Raw genomic sequence first — 21,542 nt, forward strand, 5'->3', positions numbered from 1 at the left:
CACCGGCCAACTTCTTTGGTCGGGAATGCCCGCTTTACTGGTAATTGCGTGGGCATATGTGCCAGCCGCTTGAGGCGATTGTTCTCGTCTTCAAGCTGTTTGAGGCGCCGTGCTTCTGGAACGTCCATGCCCCCGAATTTGACGCGCCATTTATAGAAGGCGAATTTATAGAAGGCGATGATCTATTCATCGGTAAAACGGAAGTTGCGCATGCGGGCTCCTTGGCCATCATGCTAACTAACTCTTGGTATAGCTGGGTGGGGGAAGGTCACGTCATGCCCGTATGATTGAGGTGCATATACGGACGGCGTAGAAATAAAAGCAGTTCTTGTACGGCTTTGGAGCGTTCTTATTAATAATGTACTGACAGAGCTGTCAGTCTATTAACATTAGAGCCCAACTATGCACATCGCAATTGACGACACATATGGCCCAGAGATGGGAGCAGGGTCATCATTTGTCACTAGCAATCGCCGAACACATGTTGCTGTTGTCTTTTTAGATGAAGAGGTTCAAAACATTCGAAAACAGACGGCCGAGTGTTTGGCTGAGATTGATAAAGAGACCGGTGTTAAAGCGAAAGAATTTCACTTCGTTGACATCTACAACCGAAAACCTCCTTGGGACAAAATTAAGGATCAAGTAAATCTACGAATTTTTGAGTTCTTTGCTTCCATCTATAGGCGTTATCAATGGCCTATTTTTATTCAAACGATAGATGATCGCACTTTAGGCGACCACGACATAGGTGGTCTTGTCGGGAAAATTGAAGGTCTCGACTTGTCAGACCGCGCCGATCTTTCCCTGCTTTTGCTGTTACTTAAACTCAAGAATAAGTTCAAGGAAGCCCTTGTACCGATCACGCTCTTTCTCGATGAGGGTAGAGAAAAACCCGGTACAGCCTTTGGTTTAGAAATATTTCACGACTGGCCGGTTTCATTTAACGGATGCTACTCGTCATCTGCAGCCGAACCGTTGCTTCAAATTGCCGATTTCATCGCATTCTGCATCAATCGGTCGACTCATCTTGCATTGAAAAGAAGTCGGTCCGATGTCGACGCATGGTTCCTAAATCTTGTTGGTGAAATGAGAATTAATTGCGACGATCTCAAACTCCACAAACTCCCGAGAAATTTCTCGATCGATGATTTTGATGGGTTGCATATGCAAGATAGAGCTATAAAAGGGTTGTAAGGCTCTAACCTCTCATTCCAACGGACCTGCGCGAGAAGCCGCGCAGGCTAGTGAATTCAAACATTAATTCAAACATTCGGCTTTTAACAAAGGTTTCCCATGACTAAAAAAATAAATGAACTCGTTGAGCCATCACTTGATGCAATTGATTACAAAGTCAAGGAGAGGAAGAAATTTTTTAATAGCTCTTATGTTGAAACCAAATTCTTGACCAAAGTATGCAATAGTAATTGCTATTACATTATTGGTGAAAAAGGGGTAGGTAAAACTGCGCTCGCATTTCACATGCAACAGACATCCCCAAAAAATATCTCCTCCAAATTAATTTCCATATCTGAGACCCAGTACACCAGATTTATAAAACTAAAAGAGAACGGAAAGCTTGACTATACGGACTACTCAATAATCTGGAGGGCGACGCTCCTGTACTTGATGGCAAAATTAGTTATTGAAAAAGAGAGAACTTGGGTACACAGAATCAACAGAAAGTTTGCAGACATAGAAAAGGCGATTAATAAGTATGATCAGGAATCCCATATTCCAGAATTGGAGTATGTTGTCGAGTTTGTAACAACGCTAACTCAATCATCAGAAATATCTGGGAGTCTGCCTGAAACAGCCAAGGCTGGACTAAATGAAAGTAACAGCCAAACCAAGAAGCTAACGTCCAGAGAGATAAAATTAGCGCTACTTGAGTGCGAAAAAATTCTTAAGGCTGGGTTGCAAGGTATAAAACTAAGTAGCGACGTAGCCCTTTTTATAGATGGGCTAGATGCAAAGCCTAACGAAGTTGATTTCGCAGAATATCAAAAATGCCTAATAGGTTTAGCAGAGGCTGCTTGGCATTTAAATTCTGATTACTTTGCTTCTATAAAAGATACCCATGGCCGCATGAGGTGCGTTTTGTTACTGAGGCCAGATGTATTTGACTCTCTAAACTTGCACAACTCCAATTGCAAGCTCGAAGATAACTCAGTTATATTTGACTGGCAAACAACCAATGATAATTACAGGGATTCCGATATCTTTAATATTTCTAACAAATATTTTACATCGCAGTTAGGCTCCAGCAGCGGGTGGAATGCTTACTTCCAAGAGCAGGGTGGCAGTGAATCCGAATCATTTAAATATCTACTCAAGCATTCATTCCACAGGCCTCGCGATATTTTCGCAGCCATCAAGACCTTGATTTCCATAAATGCAAACCAGCCAGACAAAAGCAATTTCCATTTCGAAGAAATTAAGTCCTCTAAATTTACGGACAAATTTTCCGAATATCTACTGGGAGAAGTTAAAAACTATGCTAATTATTACATAACAAATAAAGAGTTTGATGACTGCATCGTATTTTTTCAATACCTACATGGATCTACGAAATTTAGTTATCAAGACTTCATTGATGCCTACAATGAATTTATCAAGTCACCAAATAACTCAGCAGTCCAGAGTTTAAGCATCGCAAAGTCTGCTGAAGCATATTTGCAGTTTTGGTACAGTGTAAATGTTATCGGCTATACCGAATCGCTAGCTGCAAGTGGTGGCGGGTATTGGCACTGGTCATACAGAGAAAGATCACCATCCAAAGTGATGCCCAGGGTGAAAGAAAATTGTAACTACAAGGTTAATTTCGGAGTTGCAAAATCTTTAAATTTAGGTAAAAAATTCCGCTCCAATCCAAAATAGGCCATTGCATAAACAGCCTACCCTTTCAGTCAACTGGACAGCCCAAAGCTTCGCTTTGGCGCTTGGGGGCCTCCATCGCTAGCGGGAAATTCAATCTTCCCTGGAATTAGCAGACAGCGCATACAGCTGTGCATAAAGTGCGCTTGGGCGCATTCAGGGCACTGGATCGGTCGGTGCAGCAGCACCGAGGCGGAGCGCTGAAACGATGTCCGATCGGGCGCCGCAAGGTGTATAGGGTACGCCAGCCCAGCCAAGTTTGTTCATCAAGGGTGTGTCGAGCCTGCGTGATCTGTTGTTGCAGCCGAACGAACAGCAGTGTCCTGCGGGTGGGGAAGTCGTTGCATGGGCGGAACAGTGTGTCGAACATGACGCTGACGACCTATATCGTTAGTCCGAGTGTTCCGGCCATTCATCACGAGCGTGTCAATGGCGGCACACCCGGGTGAGATAGCCCCCTGAATTGCCGGACACGGTCCATCGCGTATCTTCTAGTAGACATAGGACTGTGCGTATGACTAGGCATACAAAGACGATTGAAGTCATTACCCGAGACGGGCGCGCCAGGGTCGCATCCGCTTCCATCGCGCTGATGCAACCGAAGCTGAGGATACGCTGACCGACTGGACCAGCGCCCGCCAAGTTGGGCCGAACCAAGTGTCGCTGGCCAGCTTCGACTACCGCTTAGTGTTGACCCAGCACGGTAGTGAAACCTCTGCCATTGACCAAGGCACCGATGGTGCGCAGGTGGAATGTCATTTCAATCGTCGTTCAGCCATGAATGGCGCGAACCAGTTCGTCCTTGGCTGCTACCATCACCCGAGTTGGCTCTATCGCTAGCAGGTCTTTGGGGCGCTTACCGCCGAGCAGGCTATTGACGGAGGAGAACCAGCAAGCAATCTGCCATGCGGTTTTGTGCCCTTCGAAGGTGCGAAGTATCTCGGAAAGCGCCGAAACAGGCCGGTAGCCATTTTGCGCATTCAGTCCGTAGGCAGGAAAGTAATCACGACCTTCGCGGCGAATCACAAAGATACGGCCAGCTTGCTTCCATTTCCGTGGTTGCCTGCTGGTTATGCTGAGGCCTGCAAGCCTGCCTACTTCGGCAGCGGATAGCCAGTCACCTTCCGCAAAGACTGCCTGCCGAGCGTCCAATTGCATGCGCGCATGCGTCAGGAAGCGCGTTGGCACAGGCACTGGATCCACCAGCAGCTCGACCAACGCATCGAATCTCTGCTGCAGCGCCTTCTTCTGCGCCGAAAGAATGGTGGGTACAAGGGAAGCGATGGCGGTCGCCGTCGCTTGTGCAACACCCGAATCGGGGTGCTCAACGGTGAGCGCGATGACATGGCGTGGTCGAGGCTTTAGTTGCTGTAAATGGCGAACGGCCTCATCGGGTGAGCCAATGAAGATCTTTGCCGTCGCCGTTTTTTGACCCGGTTCGTTGATGTCCATCACTGCCCCGCAAAAGCACGTTCTAGATCAATTGTAGGTATCGATCGGCACGGTAGGCACAAAACCGGCACGGCGGCCCGTTTGCCCCAGCACCTGCCCATGAAAGCTTTCGTTATGTAACCCGGTTGTGGCTCTTGCTTGGTGCTAAGCACTGGCTGCCGTTGTAGACCACGCCGGTGACGATGGGGCGGTCGATATCACCTTCGACGAAGTCGACCAGCACTTCCTGGCTGATGCGGGGAATGAACTGGTGTAGTTGCGCATGCAGCGCGGCTTGTACGCATTCAGGGCACTGAATCGGCCGGTAGAGCAGTACCGAGGCCGAGGCGCTGAAACGATGCCCGGTCGGACACCGCAAGGCGTAGGGAGCACGCCAGCCTAGCCAAGTCTGTTCATCAAGGATGCACTGAGCTTGCGCGATCTGTTGTTGCAGCCGAACGAATAGCAGAATGTCCTGCGGGTGGGGAAATCGTTGCATGGGCGAACAGTGTGTCGAACATGACCCTGTCAACCTACCTCGTTAGTCCGGGTGTTCCCGCCGTTCATCGTTGGCGTGTCCATGGTGGCACATACGGGTTAGGCAATCAGCATGATGCTTGATAGCATGCCTGTTCCCTGACGGTTTGTGTCGGCAAAGGCATGGATATTCATCAGCTTTTTGCAGCGTTCACTTCTGCTTTCACCCAAGCACAACGACTGGTCACGCTCCACCTGGCCGATGCCAGCACCTACCGTGAGCAGCTGCTGCCTCAGTCGGTCACCGGCGCGGAGGCACTGTCCCAGCCCTTCCGCTATGAGGTGACATGCCTCTCCCCCGACGTTGGGTTGGAACTCAAATCGCGACTCGGTTTGCCCGCCGAGCTGGGCACCCTGACAACCGAAGGTGATAGCGCGGTGCGCTGTGGTGTGGTCCCCCAGGCACGGGCGCTCCCTGCCGATGACGGCTTTGCCCGTTCTGGCCTGACCATCAAGCCGCCGTTGGCGCACCGGCGCGCCAGCCGGATATTCCGGGATTTAGCCATGATCGAGATTGTGCAGCAGGTGTTGAACGAACCCCGCCGCCTGACCGACTGCTTTTTCCTGACTCTCGACGGGACCCACCGATGAATTTCCCCGTGGCCACCGGACAAACCAATCCACGCCCGGATAGTGTGGTTGAAGTTCAGGTCAGCACTGGCGGTATGGTGTTTTTCTGCCCCCAATTCGCCGAGGTGGTGGTAGTGCCTCCCGAGGATGCGCCGTTCGTGTTGCAGGAAGTGGCCCAGATCAACCAGTTCATGGATGACCTGCTGAATGCGCGCGCCAACTTTGGCGATGCCCAGCAACGCTTGTGGGCAACGGACCTCAAGGATCCGGTACAACTGGCCGTGGCTGAGCAGGCACTGGCCGATGCCCTCAAACGGGAAGAAGCCGCCCGCAAGAAAGTGAAGGACGAACTGGCCAACATCCCACCGCTGAACAAAGGTGGCGAGCTGTTGGAGCTGCTGCCGATGTGGACCCGGCCTGGCCAGGGCAACAACAACCTGCCCCGGGGTTTCAAGATGACCTATGTCCGCTCGGACAAGATGAAAAACCACTGGCGCCGCTACAAGCTGAGCAATGCCGACCAACCGGAGATGAAGTCCTTCCTGACGCGCGATGCCGCCAGCGGCAAGTACCGCCTGGACCAGAACAAGTTCATCGAAGACCTGACCAATCTGCAACTGAAGATCAAGCACGAATGGCAGTTCATCGACCCCGAAAAAGGCCGGGTCGAATGGGCACCGGACTTCATCAAGGCCTTCAACGAGCGGGCCAATTTTGCGGCGCCCGCCGACCAGGACGACATCAGCGAGTTCTCCGGTGGCGCCACCCTGCTACGGGCCTTTGCCGGGGTTTCGGCCAGCAGCGAAGTGGACGTGTCCGCCTCCTGGCGCGAAGTGCTGGCGCTTAAAGCCAAGGCCAAAGGGGCCTTCAAAGGCAAAGCCGAAGCTGGCGCCGTCCTCGCCGACGGGGTGCTCAATGCCAAGTTCTACCTGCCCTGCGTCAACGGCTGCGAACTGTTCATCCTGCCCGAGGGGGTCGCCAAGGCGGCGCAAATCAGCGACCAGGAACGCACCCTGGGGCATTTCAGGGCGGTGATCGAGGGTGAGCTACGCGGGACCTGCGGCGCCAGCGTGCTGGCCGAAGGTGGGTTGGAATTCGTCGTAGGCGCGGATGGATCGCAACAGATGCGCGGCGCCCCGGTACCGCGTGATGCCAGGCAGATCAACCTGCCGAAGCTCAACGTCAAGGCCAACCTGAACACCAATCAGGAGCTGAAGGGCGAACTGACCGCCTTTGCCGGGGCATCCATTTCCGCCAAGCTTGGCGGCGCGTTGCAATGGCGCCAGCCGGAGTCGCCGAATTACGCTGACTTCGCCAGCATCACCCCCAAGATCGACGGCCAGGCGGGGATCGGCGGCACGGCCGCGTTCGGCATTCGCTTCCATGAGGGCAAGTTCAAGGTCTACGCCAAGCTGGGCGCTTGCGTCGGCCTGGGGGCCAAGGGCGGTATCGAGGCGGTGGTGGGGGCAGTCCAGATGTGGGAGTTCGCCTGCTGGTTCAAGCATCAGGTCGTCAATTCTGGGGACAAGATGCTGGACTACTTTTTGGGGGATGCCTTCAAGAATTTTTGCATTATTTGTGCGCTATCGATCATCGAGGGCAAGGCCATAGGGGAATATGTTGGGCAAACATCAGGAGACTTGGAGATCCGCTTGAGTCGTATCGCGTTACGAGAACCGTGGCGGATCGTCCAGGCAGTTATCATGTCATCCAACCCGTTGCTGAACTCGATTGCTGAAGTCAAAGGGTATCTGCTGCGGCAGATGCAGAACCTGTATCGCAAGTCGCCGCAAACTCGGGCGGAAGTGGGAAGCGCGATTGAGCGGCTGTTCGAGGCGGCGCAACTCAAGGCGGAATGCGACAACATCTTCCAGCATTGCAGCGATGATTTCGGGACCAAGAGCGATGCTGTAGCCGCCCGCCAAGCGACGGAACGGATCGTCGGCGCCGAGTTTATCGAAGCGGTCTACGCCCGGGTCAAGACCGAACCCAGCCCAGGGTATCAACTGGTCTTCAACGACAGCGCGGTGTACGCCTGGCAGAACGGCATCCATCTCGCCTGGAATGACAACGCATGGTGGGCGCCGCGCCGCAGTTTGGCCTGATGGGTTATTTCCAGGGCTTCGGTTTGTTCAGTGCGCAGCGGAAGTTGAGATTCACCGTCGAAGCGATCAGTTCGTATTCCAGATCAAGCGACTTGCGATGGATCTTCAGGGTTGCCGCTTCGCCTCTACGCGATGTCACGCCCTTGCTTGGGTCGCTCGAAACGTAGCGCAGCACCTTTAACGTACCGCTGTCCGGTCCCTTGGGATCAATCTGGGATGCCTTGCCATACGGGGCGTACCAGTCGAACACCCACTCCAGTCCATAGCCGGCCATGTCATAGACACCGGCACGATTGGGGGGGTAGGTACCCACAGGACGTGAGTTGAAATGGTCCGGTGAGCGCCCTTCGGCCGCCTTATTCAATATCTCGTTCAGTTTGCCGACATCCTTTTCCGCCTCTGGCGGCGCCGCAAAGAACACCTCGCGCCCGCCTGAGCGCGCCGCGTACTCCCACTGTGCCTCGGTCGGCAGATCGAACGGCTGGCCGGTGATGTCCCCCAGCCACAGGCAGTAATCGCGCGCCTGCGGCCAGGCGACCGAGCCAGCCGGGTAGTCGGGATAGCGAAAACGCAACCCGCCGAAGTAGTCTCCGGTATTGATTGCCGGCAGCCGTTTGGCGCGGGTGAACAGATCGTAGTCGGCAAAGGTGACGCGATAGGTCTGAATCGAAAACCCGCTCAGCGTGACCGAGTGCGGCGGATCGTCCTCTTCCTCGGTGGTGATCGGCCAGGGTGGGGTTTCCCACCAGCCGAAGTCCCCCATGGTGAAGGTGCCACCCGAAAAGTGCACCAGATTGCGCTGGGTGCGCTGTTTCAGCGCGGCCAGCTCCGCCTTGCTGGGGGGGGGCAGGTTGTTCAGATAGTCGCGTGCGTCCTGGAGCGCCTGCTCTGCATCCACGGTGAAGTCGTTGGGCATGGCCTGCTCCCAGAACTCGGGCTTGGGCGAAGGGGTCTGCAGGGCCTTGATCAGCAGATCTTTAGGAATGGGATGCTTGGGGATCGGCGTCCCGGCTTCACCCATCTTGATGATGCCCTCAAGCATGGCGCGATCCGCCTCGGAGATTTCTTCCACCGCGTGGACGGATAACGTTGTTACCGAGAGGCAGAGCAGCAGGGGGAGATGATGGCGCATGGCGGCAATGGGGCGTCTGAGCATCCTGCTGATGGTAGCAGTGAAGCGCGCTGCTGAGGGGTGAGGTAAGCCTCAGCATCAACTAGGGAAGCCTGGGCGATTCACCCCGAACACTAATTCGCGGCTCTGGCATTTCAGGGAGGGGCCGGCCCATGTCGGGGGCTGTCTCCAGCAGCAGGAAGTGACGTCCAATGGCTTGGCCGGCCCCGCTTTGCCGCCTCCGGGGCCTTGATTGCCAGGAAGCGCCGACATCGCTCCAAGCCTTCCATCGCGCTTCAGTGGTGACTACTTGTGGCACTGAGGCAGAGCCTTTTCGCCGTCGGAGCCCCAGGTGTTTAGCCAAGTACGAACTTCCAGGCCGGTCAAGTGCCGGCCAGTTTCTTGATACGCTACCCAGGATGCCAAGGCTTCCTGCTTGAAGCTCTCGCGGGCTTCCTCGCGTTCGACGTATTGCTGGATAGCTTCGAGCATGATCCAGTGCGGCGATCGGCGGCGCAGACTGGCGAGATGCTGGACGCGGTCTTTCAGCGCATCGTCAATCTTGAGCGATGTTGCCATTGCTATCCGTCCTATTACCAAGTAGTACCTGCCGAAAATTTTTGTCCTGCCGTCCTTGTCCGTCAAACGAAGGATTGCAAGCTCAACTGGTCAGTCAATCGCGTCTGATCGAATACAAGAATACCCAACCGCATCAGTTCTTTCACTACGTGTGCCTAGGGCGAATCGACATTCAAACATGGGTGCGAAGGACGAAGGCCGGGATGCAGGGCAAGGCGTGCCGAGCAAAGTGGGGTGATCCCCACGAGCGAGGCACAACGTAGCGATGCGCCCGGCCTTCATCCTTCCCTTCGGGTTGGTCCGCGGGCCGGCGTCTGCTTTGTCGCACGGCTTGCAGATAGGAGGGCTATCTACTGCACCGCGCTTCGCGCAGCCATCCGGCTCGCGGACCAACGCATCCCACGTTTGAATGTCGATTCGCCCTAGTGTCGATGGGGACCGCGACGAATGTGCTTCTGAGCGCCTGAATCTGGCTCTTCTCGTCCACACACAGCACCATGGCCATAAGCGGCGGATCGAGATACAGGCCGACGATGTCGCGGACCTTCTCGACGAACAACGGATCGTTGGAGAGTTTGGAGGTCTTCTGCCGATGCGGCCGCCAGCCCGAAGGTTCGCCAGATGCGCGAGACGGATGACTGCGATAGGGCGGCCTCGCGGGCCATGGAGCGCTTGCTCCAATGCGTGGCGCCCTCAGGAGCGCTCTCCAGTGTCTTGGCGATTACCGTATCGATCTTCGCGTCCTCGATCGTGCGCGGAGCGCCTGAACGTGGCGCCTCAAGCAATCCATCGAGCCGAAGCTCGACAAATTGCGCTCGCCACTTAGGCACTGACTGCGGTGCCGCGCGCTGCTGGCTGGGCACGATCTTGTTGTCTACCCGTCAGCACAGGCCAACACGATCCGCGCGCGAAGCACCAACGCCTGGGCCGTCTTGCGTCGCAGGGTGAAGGCCGTGAGTCGCGCTCGGCCTCGCTCAACACAAGTTCGGACCTCGGTCTGTCCCCATCGCGGCCTCGTCGTTCGCACACACCACACAGCACGGCTGATCGGCACGAAGCCTGATAGTTAAATGAACGGAAAAAGGAACTGCACGTTCAAATGCCCGGCTCAACGACTTGTTGTTCCATGACTCGGCATTTGGATTCTGCTTAGTGTCACGAGAAGAAAAAGATGTCATCAAGATCCACGCACGCATTGTGTTCGGGCGCGGACTCGCCCAACTGCGTAAGCAAAAAAGGCTGACCCCAAGAAATACTGGCCCTTGAGAGCGGGGTATCACACGTGGGCTTGCAGAAATATGCCCTACTTGCCAAAGCAAATGGTATCCAACGGATCAGTTTCGAGTTCGAGATACAAATGCCCCATTGTCTCCATGGACACCGATACTTTCATCTATGACCGAACCCAGCAACTTGGCCCAGCCCGCGAGGTAACTTGCATGACGAGCGGCAATGAGGTTGGGATCAGCCTCTGCAGAACTTACTATGGGTCGTTTGGGGTGGTGAACACGATTAAGACTGACTGTTCCAAAAAGCTCTGCAGCCATTCTTTTGTGCCTTTCCGAATCCCAAGTGGCGTTCTTCTTGGGCCACCGATTCTTAACTTGTGTCAGCTCAAATAACACTTCGCAGTCTCGGTCATCGAAGCGCAGGAAGTCATGTCTATGCAGCAGAATGGTGCATTGACCACTTACTTCATCGTGTCGAAGCTGCATCTCAAAAAGATAGAAAAATTGCTGTTCAGCATGGTCGGAAAATTCCGCGAAAACGACCTGCCGGGCAGTTCTCGACATGGTTTTAGGGTCAATGACCAAGTGCCAATTTGAGCGCGGCAGCTTGTTTGAAAAAATGGCTACTTTTCCGCCTGGTGGGCCATTCAGTCCGTTGCGGTATTTAAGCTTCCATTTTTTTTTCGCGTTTAGTTGTTTAGCCAGCAAATCTAGGCTGTGCTGAAAATCTTCAAGTTGACGTGCGATAACAATATCATGCTCGAATGCGTCGACCCCCTGCTTACCGCCGTCAATCCCCTCTTGATCTCCATCGCCATGCGTATAACCGTCGATATCGATAGACCCGCCAAAAATTCTTCGATTTGCTGAACGCTTCTCGTCAGGGGAAAGAAGTTCGGTGGTGAGGTGATCTAAACCAGAGAAAGGGTCTACACACTCCACCACATGCATGCGTCTAAGCCTCGGGTCAGCAGGTGTGTCGTCAAAAAGTTGGTCTCGAGCATCTTGCAAGTCGTCTAGTGATTTTGGGTCGAAATTCGGGGGACCGCCGCTTGCCTTGGCTCCTCCTTGGCTTCCCTGCCTACCGTGGTCACTGATGATGTGGATATGATCAAAGTCAGGTCGATGGCTACACCTTATAATCCGCATCCCATAGAAACCCCATATTTTGTTACCGCGATCAAGCTGGAAGTGTTTACCCGCGATAGTCAATGTGGTCGGCTCCCCGAATGGAAACAAAGCCTTTATGACAAGCGTCTCTAGCTCCTGATGGTCCTGATTGTTACATCGGACCTCAACCTGATGTTGGTGGGGTGTTCGAAGCGCACTGAGCCCGGCATCGCTCGCAAAACAACGAGCTAGAACTTTGCGCTCTCTAACCGAAAGGCACTCGTTGGTGTGCAGTTCAACTGTGCGCGTCTCTGGCAGAAATATTCCTTTGAATTTATCTTTGTACCTGCCACTTGTGATCCAAGAGGGGAGCCGGGTAGACACACCAAAATAAAAAGCGAGCAACTCTGCCATAGGAAGAATAAGCCACCGCGTTTGCAAATTTCCATTGACGGGTAAAGCGGCGAGATAGCTCTGAGACAACGCCCTTCTGTTTTCATCGGGCATGCGAAAATATTCGTTTGGCAGAGGGGCGACATAGCGTCCACCAATATCGAGGCTCTCGCCAAACCGCAAAAATTTAATATTACGAGGATTAACGGTGAGGTGGATGTCGCTGCCGGGCTGCCCCACGCGTAACCCATTTTCCCAAGTCGTTCCTACACGAAAATACCGAATGCGCGCGATATGCGTTGTAAGCGTAAGAAAGTTCGCGCTATTGGCTGTTAGAACTAGTGAGTTCGGGGTGTAGGGCTTGTTTTTGCTCTCTGACGTTACAAGTGCGAAATGAATCCTTATGAAGGTTCCAGCTCGTTTGGCATGAACAAAGTGACTGAAGCCGTCAACTCTCCACACGCCTGGATGCTTAGCAAGCGGCTTATAACCGAACATGTTCTGCAACCCACATCACAATAAATGTTAGATTTTTAACATTTAAAGGTGGTAACTAGCAACTAATTGCATTAGTTACACTGCCGCCACCGACCAGTGCAACCGCCGAAGCGGTGTGATGAGGCGTTCTGAAGGGGCGATGCCCGAAGGTGGCGGGATCGAAGCCACCGCGAGAGAGCGATTGCACGGCGGCGGCTTCAAGCGCTTCGTCCGCGCTCAAAGGGGGTAGCAAGCCAGGCAGGCGCTGTGCCAGCATCGATTTGCCGGTGCCTGGCGGCCCCATCAGCAACAGGCTGTGCCGCCCCGCCGCTGCGATTTCCAGCGCCCGCTTGGCTTGACCCTGTCCCCGTACGTCGGCCATATCGGGATAGCTGGTCGATGCGCACATGGCTGACGTAGGGACTACGGGTAGCATCTCGCCTGCCGCAAAATGCTTACAGACTTCCAGCAGATGATGGGCGCCGTGGACCGTTGCATCGGGGATCAAGGCGGCTTCGCCTGCCGCGGCCATCGGCAGGATCAGCGCACGACGATCACGGCTGGCGGCACGGGCCAGGGCGATACCGCCGCGTACCGGCCGCAATTCTCCAGTGAGGCCCAGCTCCCCCGCGAACTCATACTCCGCCAATGGGCGCGCGGGCAGCTGGTCGCTGGCGGCAAGGATGCCCAGGGCGATCGGCAGATCGTAAAGCCCGGAGGATTTTGGCAGGTCGGCGGGGGCCAGATTGACGGTGATCCGGCGATTGGGAAACTCGAAGCCGCAGACGGTCAGTGCGGCGCGAACCCGTTCGCGGCTTTCCTTGACCTCGGTTTCGGGAAGCCCGACCAGATTGAAAGCCGGCAAGCCATTGGCAAGATGGACTTCGACGACGACGGGGTGCGCCGCAAGCCCGACCAGGGCGCGACTGTGGACAATGGCTAGCGACATGAATGAAAGAGGAACAAGCCTGAATCTGGAAGACAGACTTTGTTTATAGTGTAGGGATTACTTTCAAGACACTTCTACGAGTATCAGGGTGAACCCCGCGACCGAGCCTGACCTGCTGCCGGATTTCCGCAACATGGGCGTAATCCTGCGCATCCTGGTGTTTGCCCATCTCGCCCTCTTCGTCTATTCGCTGATTGGTCTGGCGAGCTGGTCGGTATGGGCGCAACGTTTTTCCGATAGCGTGCTGTGGCTGGAGTTTTCCCTGCTGCCGGCGTTGCTGCTGCTGGGGCTGGCCAGCCCCTTGCTGGGGCGGTTGCCCTACAACTACGGCGCCGTGGGGGTCTGCCTGCTCGCCGTGGTCGGAGGCAGCATCGGGCGGGCGGTAGTGCTGCCGGTGGAAGGTGGCGAGCAGTTGTTGTTGGCCGGCGCGATGGCGATCCTGGCTGTTTCGCTCACCCTGTTAGGGTATTTCAGGCTGAAGCAGCGCTCGCTATCGCCTAGATTGTCGGAGGCTAGGCTGGCTGCGTTGCAGTCGCGTATCCGGCCGCATTTCTTTTTCAACAGCCTGAATGCGGTGCTGTCGCTGATTCGGAGCGAGCCCCTCAAGGCCGAGCAGATGCTGGAGGACCTGGCGGATTTGTTCCGGGTCTTGATGAAAGATAATCGTCAGTTGGCGCGCCTCGACAGAGAGGTCGATTTGACGAAGCGTTACCTGAATATCGAGGCGGTTCGGCTGGGCCCGAGGCTGAAAGTCGACTGGCATATCGACAATATGCCGGGAGATGCCGCGGTACCGCCGCTGATGTTGCAGCCGTTGGTCGAAAATGCCATCTATCATGGCATCGAACCGGCGTTGGAGCCGGCCCCGATCCAGGTGAACATTTTTCGGATCAGGGATCAACTGCATCTGGATGTGAGAAATCCCCTGCCGCCGGTGGATGCGGTGCGCCAGCATCAGGGGAACGGAATTGCGCTGGAAAATATCCGCGAGCGCTTGCTGTTGCATTTTGACGCCGAAGCCAACCTCACGACTCAAGCCGTGAATGGCTATTATCAAGTACACATTGTGGTGCCTTACCGGGAGATTGCCCATGACGACGCCATTGCGCCTTTTTCTGGTCGATGACGAGTTACCGGCGCTGCGCCGATTGGAAGATGTGCTGAACGATTGTGCCGCCGACTTCCCGCTGGAAATCGTCGGGACGGCTACGAACGGGGTATCGGCCTTGTCGCAACTGGCCGAAGCCGATGCCGATGCAGCCATCATCGATATCCAGATGCCGCAAATGAGCGGTATCGAGCTGGCGCGTGAGCTACAGGGGCTGTCGCAGCCCCCTGCCGTGATCTTTGCCACGGCCTTCGAGGAATACGGCGTTGCCGCCTTCGAAGTCCGCGCTATCGATTACCTGCTCAAGCCGATCCGTCGCGAACGCCTGATGGACGCCCTGAACCGCGTCCGTGAGCTGCGCGACGCCAAAACCCAGGCCGAACCATCTTCCACCGCGCGTAGCCATTTCAGCGTGACCGAACGCGGTCGGCTGCATCTGATTCCGGTGTCGGAAGCGCGGTATCTCAAGGCCGAGCAGAAATACATCACGCTGCGTACCCGCGAGCGGGAGTACCTGCTGGAAGATTCGCTGACCCGGCTGGAAGAAGAGTTCGGTAGCCGTTTCGTGCGTATTCACCGTAATTGCCTGGTGGCGCGGGATTCCCTGATCGGGTTCGAAAAGGTACCCTCCAACGGTGGCGAAACCCATTGGGTCGCCGTCCTGCGGGATGTTCCCGATCGCCTGGCCGTCAGCCGCCGGCAACAACACGTCATCAAGGATTTCAAGAAAAATGGATGAGTTCAGCATCACGACGCCATCGCTGCTTTTCCCTGCGATTTCGTTGCTGATGTTGGCTTATACCAACCGTTTCCTGGCGTTATCCACGATCATCCGCCAGCTCTACGATGCGCATCATCGGGATCCGGACGGCAACATCCTGCGGCAGCTCGGTAACCTGCGCCGCCGGGTGGCGCTGATCCGGGGTATGCAGGCATTCGGTGTGGGCAGCCTGATGCTGTGCATTGTCTCGATGGTGCTGGTGTTTTTTGCCCAGGCGCTTGCCGCCCACCTGGTGTTTGTTGCCAGCCTGTTCATGATGGTGATTTCGTTGCTGCTCTGCCTGACCGAAGTGCTGATTTCCGACACGGCGCTCAATATCCTGCTGTCGGATATCGAAGCGGAGCTGCGCAGGCTGCCCTGATGATTTGCCGAATGCAAATGCAAAAGCCCTCGTCCGCCGAGGGCTTTTTTGCGTTTGCCGCGCCTCATCCCAGCAGGGCGAGCCCCCACATGAGTGCCAGATTGATCAGGCAGATCAACTGGGCGGCGCTACCCAGGTCCTTGGCTCGCTTTGCCAGATGATGTTTCTCCAGCGAAGTATGGTCGACTGCTGCTTCGATCGCGGAATTGAGCAGTTCGACGATCACGGTCAGCAGGTGGCTGGCGATGACGGCGACGCGGGCCCAGCCGGGAAGGCCGACGAACAGCGCCAGTGGCACGCCGACACAGGCCAGCAACGACACCTGCCGGAACGCGGCCTCGTTGGCCCAGCCCGCTTTCAGGCCGTCGATGGAGTAACCCAGCGCATTGAACACGCGCTGTATGCCGGTCTTACCTTTGTAGGGGCTCTCTGACACGCTCGATCCTTGACGGCGATTTATTCGAAGATGCCGACGTATGCGGCGTAGGGGGCTAGCAAAGCCAGGGGAATCAACACGATAAAGCCGAGAAAAAGCGGGATCGATGCCAGGATGGTCAAGGCCACGAACGCGATGCTGAACACCAGGATCGGCAGGAAATTGCGCCAGAACGCCACATAACTGAGCTTCATGGCTTCGACGGCGCGCATCCCGCGCAACATGACCAGCGCGGGCGCGAAGAAATAGATGCTGGATACCAGCAGCCCGCCGATGAAGGCGAACAGGCCGAACCATACCAATGCGCTTGAAGGGCTCTGTGCCGGCGTGTTCTTGGCCGATAGCGCTTCCTGGCTGAGTACGATCAACTGCGATTTCAGTCCCAGGAGTTCGACCATCAGCATCAGGATCATGAAGAAGGCCAGCCAGGCGACCAGATAGAAGGCGCCGACCAGCAGCAGTTCCCGGGTATTGCGCTTGAAGCCGTTGAACAGGTCGAGAACCTGGAAGGATTCGCCACGGTGGCAGCGATCGGCGGCATCCATCATCCCCGCGACCAGAACCGGCGTCACGATCGTGGCTGCGATCGATACCAGGGGCAATGCAGATAGCGCAAAAGCCAGAATGAAGAACAGCGCCGACATCGCCGTCCACTGCAACCAGCTCCGGCGATACAACGAAAACGCGCCGATGATCCATAGCCACCCGCCTATCGCATCCACGCGCCTCGGTTCAGGTGTGGTGTCGATCACCACGTCGTCTTGCTGCATTGCCTTCTCCACCAATAAAAGTCCCGCGTATCGTAGGGACGCAGGCTCTGCCTGACAAGCAAGGAAGTATTTCGTTCGATGGTGAAGCCACGATGACGAACCCGCGCCCAGGAGGACCCGGACAAAAAACAACCTGGCCATGAGGGCCAGGTTGCTTTGGTGCTGCGGTCGTGTAGGACGGCCCGCTGACGATGGATGGTCAGGCGGGAGTCGGCGTCGCGGCGTACTGCGAGGCGGTTTCGTCCACGCATCCCAGGGAATGGCGCGCGATCATCAGTTCTTCGTTGGTCGGCACGACATAGACCGCCACCTGGCTTTGCGGGGTGGAAATCAACCGTGGCTGGCCGCTGCGCTGAGCATTCAGCGATTCGTCCAGTTCCACACCCAGCCAGCCCAGTTGCCGGCACACATCGCGACGCACGATGTCGTCGTTTTCGCCAATGCCCGCGGTGAACACCAGCGCATCGATGCCTTGCAGCGTCACGGCAAGGGATGCGGCTTCGCGAGCGATCTTGCTGACGAAATAATCCACTGCCAGCTTGGCGCGCGGATCGTCGCTGGCGTGCAGCTCGCGCATGTCGCTGGAAATGCCGGACAAGCCCAGCAGGCCGGATTTCTTGTACAGCAGATCCTCGATCCCCTTGGCATCCATATGCAGATGGTTCATCAGGTGCAGGACCACGCCGGCATCGATCGAACCGGTGCGCGTGCCCATCGGCAAGCCTTCCAGCGCGGTGAAGCCCATGGTGGAAGCCACGCCATGGCAGGCCGAGAGGGCCGCCATCGACGCACCGTTGCCCAAGTGGGCGACCACGGTACGGCCGGCCGCTGCACGCGCATCGATTTCCGGCAGTACTGCTGCGATGTACTCGTAGGAAAGGCCGTGGAAGCCATAGCGGCGAATGCCTTCGCGCTGCGAAAAATCGTATGGCAAGGCATACAGCTGATTGATTTCAGGCTGGTTGGCGTGGAACGCGGTGTCGAAGCAGACCACTTGCGGTACGCCGGGCAACAGTTCGGCCAGGATGCGGATCGGCGTGATGTTGTGCGGTGCGTGCAACGGCGCCAGCGGCACCAGTGCTTCCAGTTCGGAAATGATCTCGTGGGTGACCAGCTCGGGGCGCGAGAAGCGACGGCCGCCATGCACGACGCGATGCCCGATGACAGCCAGCTTGCGACCGGCGGTGTGGTTTTCCAGCCACTTCAGGATATGGCGCAGTGCCTGATCATGGCTCTTGGGCCCATCCGCCGGCAGGTTTTCCGCAGCCAGCTTGTCGCCATCCGCGGATTTGGCCGTGAAGTAAGGCTCTACGTAGATCCCTTCGACCTGGCCCTTGTAGAGCAGGACCGGATCGGGTTCACCCTGTTCGAACAGGGAGAACTTGATGCTGGAAGAACCGGCGTTGATCACCAGAATGAGTTGTTTCATTTGTATTCAGTCTCCTTTGCGTCCTGCATGCGCCACCAGCGCCATGACGGCTGCCGATGCGAGGCGAGCCTTCACATCGTCCGCGCGGCTGGTCAGCACGATTGGTACCCGGGCGCCGAGGACGATCCCCGCCGAATCCGCCCCTGCGAAATAGCTCATTGTTTTGGCAAGCATATTGCCCGATTCGATATCCGGCACGACCAGAATGTCGGCCTGGCCCGCCACCGGCGACTTGATGCCTTTGGTCTTGGCTGCGACCATCGAGATGGCGTTGTCGAAAGCCAGCGGGCCATCCAGCACGCCGCCCTGGATCTGGCCGCGATCAGCCATCTTGCAGAGCAATGCGGCGTCGAATGTGGAAGGCATCTTCTCGTAGACGGTTTCGACCGCGGAGAGAATGGCAACCTTGGGTTCCTCGATGCCGAGAATCTTGGCCAGGTTGATGGCGTTCTGCGTGATGTCCACCTTGGCGCCGAGATCGGGCGCGATGTTGATGGCAGCATCGGTCACCAGCAGCGGGCGGCCATAGGCGGGTACGTCCATCACGAACACGTGCGACACGCGCTTGCCGGCGCGCAGGCCGGTGCTGGAGCTCATGGCGGCACGCATCATCTCATCGGTGTGCAGGCTGCCCTTCATCAGTGCCTGCGCCTCGCCGCTGCGGCACAGTGCCACGGCCTTGTCGGCGGCTTCGTGGCTGTGTTCTGCGTGGACGATCTGGATTCCGGTCAGGTCGACGCCAACCGTGGCTGCAATGCCCAGGATCTTGCCTTCGGGACCGACCAGGATTGGCGTGATCAGGCCGGCCTTGGCTGCTTCCAGCGCGCCCAGCAGCGAATCGCGGTCACAAGGATGGACAACCGCGGTGGGAACTGGGGGGAATTTCTCTGCCTTGGCGCGCAAGGCCGTGAACACGTGGTGCTGGCGCAGGGTGAGTTGTGGCGGCTCTTCAAAACGATTCAGGCGTTTTTCGGTCGGCGGCACCACAATGATGGGGCCGGAGGCGATCACTTCGCCGAGTTGGTTCTCGCAGCGGCACTCCATCTGGACCTGCTTCGAGACTTCGTGTTTTTCCGTGACTTCCAGCGCGATGGTCAGTTCGTCGGATTCACGAATCCAGCCGTGCGATTTCAGTTCGTGGCCCGCCAGGATGGAACCGTTGCCGGGAAAGAAATTGGTGGTGGTCGACGAGAACAGCGGGAACGCGCCGAGCGCGGGTACGCTACGCTGTTCACCTTCGCCCCTGGAACCGGCAATCATGCCGAACAGCGTGATATCGCTGGCTCGAACCGTGTGCTTACGCTCATAGCGCATGCCTGGGCGGATGTCGTCGAACAGAATGTTTTCGTGGACCATGGAAGCTCCTTGGCAAGGCACGGATGGGGTGTCTGACTAATCGTAGTGCGGTTTTGTTGCACCGCAATACGCACGCCGAGCAGCATAATCTTCGCCCGATGGTGTTATCTTGGCGAAGATCAATACCTGACAGCGTGAATCCGGCGATACAGAACGATTTACTTTATTTGAATACTGGCAGCATATTTCCGTACCGGCCGCGCTACATCAATCTTTCACCAATTTGTGCCAATGGCATGAAACAAACCACCACTCACCTGATATGCGCACCGACTATGCCCGGCGCAGCACGCGTCGAGGCGCTGTTGGCGAGCCCCGGCGACTACGTTGAGGTCGATGCGCCGTTGATCAGCCTGTTGCTGGACGGCGAGCAACTGCTGGTCCATGCCTCGACCGATGGCGTGATCGAGAGTTTCGTGGTGGCCCTGAATGACGAGATCGGCAGCGATGAATTGTTGCTGATGATGGAAGTCGAAGAGCCGGACAGCGAATGGCTGACCTGGGTGGATGGTCTGCCCCCTGTTTGCGAAACTTCGCTTCCGGTTTCCGCCTCTGTGGAGGGTACGCCGGAGCCGGTGCTACAGGTGACCAGGACGGCGGCCTCGCTGGCGGCACGCCTGGGCGTGAACCTGGCGGAGGTACAGGCAGGGCCGCAAGGTGTGATCGACGAGGCCGCGGTCGAGGCCTGGGTGCGTCAGGCGCTGGGCACCCGCCGCAGTTAGTCCTCATCGACGTTCATCTCAATCGCGCAGATGCGCCAGCAGGTGACGTCGCGCATCCCGGTTGAACAGCGCAACGCCGATCAGGGCAACCATGGCACCCAGCATCGCGTCGTTCAGGCGTACCCGCAGGATGGCGGCGCCGGCGCCCTGCCCCGCTGGTAGCAGCACGATATCGAACAGCAGCAGGATCATGGCGGTCATCACCGCCGAGGCGGCCCACTGATTGCGCGCAACGGCCAACGGCCGCAGGAACGCCAGTATCGTGACCCAGACCAGCATCAATCCCATATAAGGAAGGATGTGGCTGATGCACCAGGCGGCAGCCGCGCCGGCCAGCGTGCCGAACGCGGTCTGGAACAAGCGGCGCAGGCTGTCGGGACCATCCGGCCTGATGACGAACAGCGTGACGGCGGTGACCCATGCTGGTCTGGTGTAGTGAAGGTCGAGCGCCAGCCACATTGCGGCGCAGGTGGTGGCTGAAAAGCCCAGCGCATGGGTCCATCCCGCATTGCGTCCCCGCATGACCTTGCCGATGCTGTTGACCAGCCCCGGATGGGTTCGGGGCAAGGCGCGAGGCCAGATCATGCTGTCCACCCCGACGGCGGCAAGCCCGATGGCAATGCCCAGCACCGCAAAGATCAGTGCGGACCACGGTGGTGCGGGCAGGTAGGCGTAGATCAGGAATGCCAGTACGACGAAACGGGCAATGGTCTCGAGTGCCACGCCGGTGCCATCGATCCAGCCGACCCCCAGGCATAACATCGCCAGCAGCAGTAGCAGCAAGGCAGGCGAGGCGGAGCCGATCAGGTTGCCCGCGATGCCGGCCGAAAAGATCAGCGCCAGGCCCCAGGCCTGGGTCGATGCGCGATGGCGGAAGGTTCCGCCAAAATCCAGGAAGCTGGCGTAGAGGCCGCCGATGGCGCCGAACAGGATGCCGTACGGCTGATCCAGGCAATAGGCGATCAGCATGGGCAGGCCGACGCTGATGGCGCCACAGACTGCCTTGCGCCAGGGCATTTCGGCCTGCTGCAATGCGAGCAAGTGAATCGGGAGATGCATACAGGCTCCGATACGAACGAACTCAGCTTAGGGCGTGTCGTCACATGTTTCACGACAGCGTTCGGCGCAGTTCGGGATGCCGCGCCAGGCGCTGGACGCGCGGCGGTATGGATACCGCAAGCGGCCTGCGACACCGCGCAGCGCCCGAACTGCCC

General features: G+C 56.9%; 17 protein-coding genes and 5 pseudogenes. 8 read left to right on the forward strand and 14 right to left on the reverse strand.

Annotation, left to right across the window (positions count from 1 at the left end; genetic code table 11):
• Nucleotides 1–62: 62 nt before the first annotated feature.
• Nucleotides 63–158, reverse strand: a pseudogene (locus FAZ21_RS04180) (transposase); the annotation flags it as partial.
• Nucleotides 159–402: 244 nt separating this feature from the next.
• Between FAZ21_RS04180 and FAZ21_RS04185 the strand changes: the two are divergent.
• Together FAZ21_RS04185 and FAZ21_RS04190 are read left to right on the forward strand one after the other, a co-directional pair.
• Nucleotides 403–1,194 carry a DUF3800 domain-containing protein gene (locus FAZ21_RS04185; RefSeq protein WP_136772010.1) on the forward strand — a complete coding sequence of 264 codons (792 nt, stop codon included), beginning with the start codon at nucleotides 403–405 and terminating at the stop codon, nucleotides 1,192–1,194.
• 99 nt (nucleotides 1,195–1,293) lie between these two features.
• Nucleotides 1,294–2,877 carry a P-loop ATPase, Sll1717 family gene (locus FAZ21_RS04190; protein ID WP_136772011.1) on the forward strand — a complete coding sequence of 528 codons (1,584 nt, stop codon included), beginning with the start codon at nucleotides 1,294–1,296 and terminating at the stop codon, nucleotides 2,875–2,877.
• Between the two features lie 768 nt (nucleotides 2,878–3,645).
• Here the strand turns inward: FAZ21_RS04190 and FAZ21_RS04200 are convergent.
• Together FAZ21_RS04200 and FAZ21_RS21220 are read right to left on the reverse strand one after the other, a co-directional pair.
• Nucleotides 3,646–4,326, reverse strand: coding sequence for a hypothetical protein (locus tag FAZ21_RS04200; RefSeq protein WP_136772012.1), 681 nt, complete (start codon nucleotides 4,324–4,326; stop codon nucleotides 3,646–3,648).
• A gap of 154 nt (nucleotides 4,327–4,480) precedes the next feature.
• A pseudogene (locus tag FAZ21_RS21220) lies at nucleotides 4,481–4,579 on the reverse strand (phage baseplate assembly protein V); the annotation flags it as partial.
• Nucleotides 4,580–4,965: 386 nt separating this feature from the next.
• On the opposite strand from FAZ21_RS21220, the gene FAZ21_RS04210 reads away from it, so the two are divergent.
• Nucleotides 4,966–5,433, forward strand: coding sequence for a contractile injection system protein, VgrG/Pvc8 family (locus tag FAZ21_RS04210; RefSeq protein ID WP_136772014.1), 468 nt, complete (start codon nucleotides 4,966–4,968; stop codon nucleotides 5,431–5,433).
• Nucleotides 5,430–7,517 (forward strand): hypothetical protein, encoded by a 2,088-nt coding sequence (locus FAZ21_RS04215; RefSeq protein WP_136772015.1) that lies wholly within the window; start codon nucleotides 5,430–5,432, stop codon nucleotides 7,515–7,517. Before FAZ21_RS04210 ends, FAZ21_RS04215 begins: the two co-directional genes overlap by 4 nt.
• 4 nt (nucleotides 7,518–7,521) lie before the next feature.
• Here the strand turns inward: FAZ21_RS04215 and FAZ21_RS04220 are convergent, their stop codons facing one another.
• The 6 genes and pseudogenes from FAZ21_RS04220 to FAZ21_RS04245 all read right to left on the reverse strand — a co-directional run.
• Nucleotides 7,522–8,649 (reverse strand): formylglycine-generating enzyme family protein, encoded by a 1,128-nt coding sequence (locus FAZ21_RS04220; protein WP_169307238.1) that lies wholly within the window; start codon nucleotides 8,647–8,649, stop codon nucleotides 7,522–7,524.
• Between the two features lie 285 nt (nucleotides 8,650–8,934).
• Nucleotides 8,935–9,207 carry a CopG family ribbon-helix-helix protein gene (locus tag FAZ21_RS04230; protein ID WP_136772017.1) on the reverse strand — a complete coding sequence of 91 codons (273 nt, stop codon included), beginning with the start codon at nucleotides 9,205–9,207 and terminating at the stop codon, nucleotides 8,935–8,937.
• Nucleotides 9,208–9,637: 430 nt separating this feature from the next.
• Nucleotides 9,638–9,845, reverse strand: a pseudogene (locus tag FAZ21_RS21320) (IS630 family transposase); the annotation flags it as partial.
• 39 nt (nucleotides 9,846–9,884) lie between these two features.
• Nucleotides 9,885–10,070: pseudogene (locus tag FAZ21_RS21325) on the reverse strand (IS630 family transposase); the annotation flags it as partial.
• A gap of 471 nt (nucleotides 10,071–10,541) precedes the next feature.
• Nucleotides 10,542–12,437 carry a hypothetical protein gene (locus tag FAZ21_RS04240; RefSeq protein WP_136772018.1) on the reverse strand — a complete coding sequence of 632 codons (1,896 nt, stop codon included), beginning with the start codon at nucleotides 12,435–12,437 and terminating at the stop codon, nucleotides 10,542–10,544.
• Between the two features lie 79 nt (nucleotides 12,438–12,516).
• Nucleotides 12,517–13,365: pseudogene (locus FAZ21_RS04245) on the reverse strand (YifB family Mg chelatase-like AAA ATPase); the annotation flags it as partial.
• Nucleotides 13,366–13,453: 88 nt separating this feature from the next.
• On the opposite strand from FAZ21_RS04245, the gene FAZ21_RS04250 reads away from it, so the two are divergent.
• From FAZ21_RS04250 to FAZ21_RS04260, 3 genes are read left to right on the forward strand one after another with little or no spacing between them, the layout of a single operon-like run.
• Entirely contained in the window at nucleotides 13,454–14,491 is a 1,038-nt protein-coding gene (locus FAZ21_RS04250) for a sensor histidine kinase (protein WP_211243362.1), read from the forward strand.
• Nucleotides 14,457–15,212: a LytR/AlgR family response regulator transcription factor gene (locus FAZ21_RS04255; protein WP_026262692.1), complete on the forward strand. Its 756-nt coding sequence runs from the start codon at nucleotides 14,457–14,459 to the stop codon at nucleotides 15,210–15,212. The genes FAZ21_RS04250 and FAZ21_RS04255 overlap by 35 nt, the downstream gene beginning before the upstream one ends.
• Complete coding sequence (locus FAZ21_RS04260) at nucleotides 15,142–15,615, forward strand: DUF2721 domain-containing protein (RefSeq protein WP_246038472.1); 474 nt, start codon at nucleotides 15,142–15,144, stop codon at nucleotides 15,613–15,615. The genes FAZ21_RS04255 and FAZ21_RS04260 overlap by 71 nt, the downstream gene beginning before the upstream one ends.
• A 64-nt stretch (nucleotides 15,616–15,679) precedes the next feature.
• Here FAZ21_RS04260 and FAZ21_RS04265 read toward each other — a convergent pair whose 3' ends face one another.
• Genes FAZ21_RS04265 through FAZ21_RS04280 form a run of 4 tightly spaced genes read right to left on the reverse strand, consistent with a single transcriptional unit; the run spans nucleotide 15,680 to nucleotide 19,606 of the window.
• On the reverse strand, nucleotides 15,680–16,051 hold the full coding sequence (locus tag FAZ21_RS04265) for a diacylglycerol kinase (RefSeq protein WP_136772019.1): 372 nt from the start codon (nucleotides 16,049–16,051) through the stop codon (nucleotides 15,680–15,682).
• A gap of 20 nt (nucleotides 16,052–16,071) precedes the next feature.
• On the reverse strand, nucleotides 16,072–16,962 hold the full coding sequence (locus FAZ21_RS04270) for a BPSS1780 family membrane protein (protein WP_136772020.1): 891 nt from the start codon (nucleotides 16,960–16,962) through the stop codon (nucleotides 16,072–16,074).
• Nucleotides 16,963–17,020: 58 nt separating this feature from the next.
• Nucleotides 17,021–18,250: an acetate/propionate family kinase gene (locus FAZ21_RS04275; protein ID WP_136772021.1), complete on the reverse strand. Its 1,230-nt coding sequence runs from the start codon at nucleotides 18,248–18,250 to the stop codon at nucleotides 17,021–17,023.
• A gap of 6 nt (nucleotides 18,251–18,256) precedes the next feature.
• Nucleotides 18,257–19,606 (reverse strand): bifunctional enoyl-CoA hydratase/phosphate acetyltransferase, encoded by a 1,350-nt coding sequence (locus FAZ21_RS04280; protein WP_136772022.1) that lies wholly within the window; start codon nucleotides 19,604–19,606, stop codon nucleotides 18,257–18,259.
• A 236-nt stretch (nucleotides 19,607–19,842) separates the two neighbouring features.
• Between FAZ21_RS04280 and FAZ21_RS04285 the strand changes: the two genes are divergently transcribed.
• A complete protein-coding gene (locus tag FAZ21_RS04285; protein ID WP_136772023.1) occupies nucleotides 19,843–20,328 on the forward strand; it encodes a hypothetical protein in 486 nt (161 codons plus the stop codon).
• An 18-nt stretch (nucleotides 20,329–20,346) separates the two neighbouring features.
• Here FAZ21_RS04285 and FAZ21_RS04290 read toward each other — a convergent pair whose 3' ends face one another.
• Nucleotides 20,347–21,387 carry an FUSC family protein gene (locus FAZ21_RS04290; protein ID WP_136772024.1) on the reverse strand — a complete coding sequence of 347 codons (1,041 nt, stop codon included), beginning with the start codon at nucleotides 21,385–21,387 and terminating at the stop codon, nucleotides 20,347–20,349.
• Between the last annotated feature and the right edge of the window lie 155 nt (nucleotides 21,388–21,542).

Origin of the sequence: Chitiniphilus eburneus (assembly GCF_005048205.1) — a bacterium.
In the GTDB taxonomy this organism is placed as follows: domain Bacteria; phylum Pseudomonadota; class Gammaproteobacteria; order Burkholderiales; family Chitinibacteraceae; genus Chitiniphilus; species Chitiniphilus eburneus.

What these genes read in the sequence shown, in the direction of transcription:
- FAZ21_RS04185 (WP_136772010.1), top strand. Translation starts at nt 403, where the DNA reads ATGCACATCGCAATTGACGACACATATGGCCCAGAGATGGGAGCAGGG.
- FAZ21_RS04190 (WP_136772011.1), top strand. Translation starts at nt 1,294, where the DNA reads ATGACTAAAAAAATAAATGAACTCGTTGAGCCATCACTTGATGCAATT.
- FAZ21_RS04200 (WP_136772012.1), bottom strand. Translation starts at nt 4,326, where the DNA reads ATGGACATCAACGAACCGGGTCAAAAAACGGCGACGGCAAAGATCTTC.
- FAZ21_RS04210 (WP_136772014.1), top strand. Translation starts at nt 4,966, where the DNA reads ATGGATATTCATCAGCTTTTTGCAGCGTTCACTTCTGCTTTCACCCAA.
- FAZ21_RS04215 (WP_136772015.1), top strand. Translation starts at nt 5,430, where the DNA reads ATGAATTTCCCCGTGGCCACCGGACAAACCAATCCACGCCCGGATAGT.
- FAZ21_RS04220 (WP_169307238.1), bottom strand. Translation starts at nt 8,649, where the DNA reads ATGCGCCATCATCTCCCCCTGCTGCTCTGCCTCTCGGTAACAACGTTA.
- FAZ21_RS04230 (WP_136772017.1), bottom strand. Translation starts at nt 9,207, where the DNA reads ATGGCAACATCGCTCAAGATTGACGATGCGCTGAAAGACCGCGTCCAG.
- FAZ21_RS04240 (WP_136772018.1), bottom strand. Translation starts at nt 12,437, where the DNA reads ATGTTCGGTTATAAGCCGCTTGCTAAGCATCCAGGCGTGTGGAGAGTT.
- FAZ21_RS04255 (WP_026262692.1), top strand. Translation starts at nt 14,457, where the DNA reads ATGACGACGCCATTGCGCCTTTTTCTGGTCGATGACGAGTTACCGGCG.
- FAZ21_RS04260 (WP_246038472.1), top strand. Translation starts at nt 15,142, where the DNA reads ATGTTCCCGATCGCCTGGCCGTCAGCCGCCGGCAACAACACGTCATCA.
- FAZ21_RS04270 (WP_136772020.1), bottom strand. Translation starts at nt 16,962, where the DNA reads ATGGCCAGGTTGTTTTTTGTCCGGGTCCTCCTGGGCGCGGGTTCGTCA.
- FAZ21_RS04275 (WP_136772021.1), bottom strand. Translation starts at nt 18,250, where the DNA reads ATGAAACAACTCATTCTGGTGATCAACGCCGGTTCTTCCAGCATCAAG.
- FAZ21_RS04280 (WP_136772022.1), bottom strand. Translation starts at nt 19,606, where the DNA reads ATGGTCCACGAAAACATTCTGTTCGACGACATCCGCCCAGGCATGCGC.
- FAZ21_RS04285 (WP_136772023.1), top strand. Translation starts at nt 19,843, where the DNA reads ATGAAACAAACCACCACTCACCTGATATGCGCACCGACTATGCCCGGC.
- FAZ21_RS04290 (WP_136772024.1), bottom strand. Translation starts at nt 21,387, where the DNA reads ATGCATCTCCCGATTCACTTGCTCGCATTGCAGCAGGCCGAAATGCCC.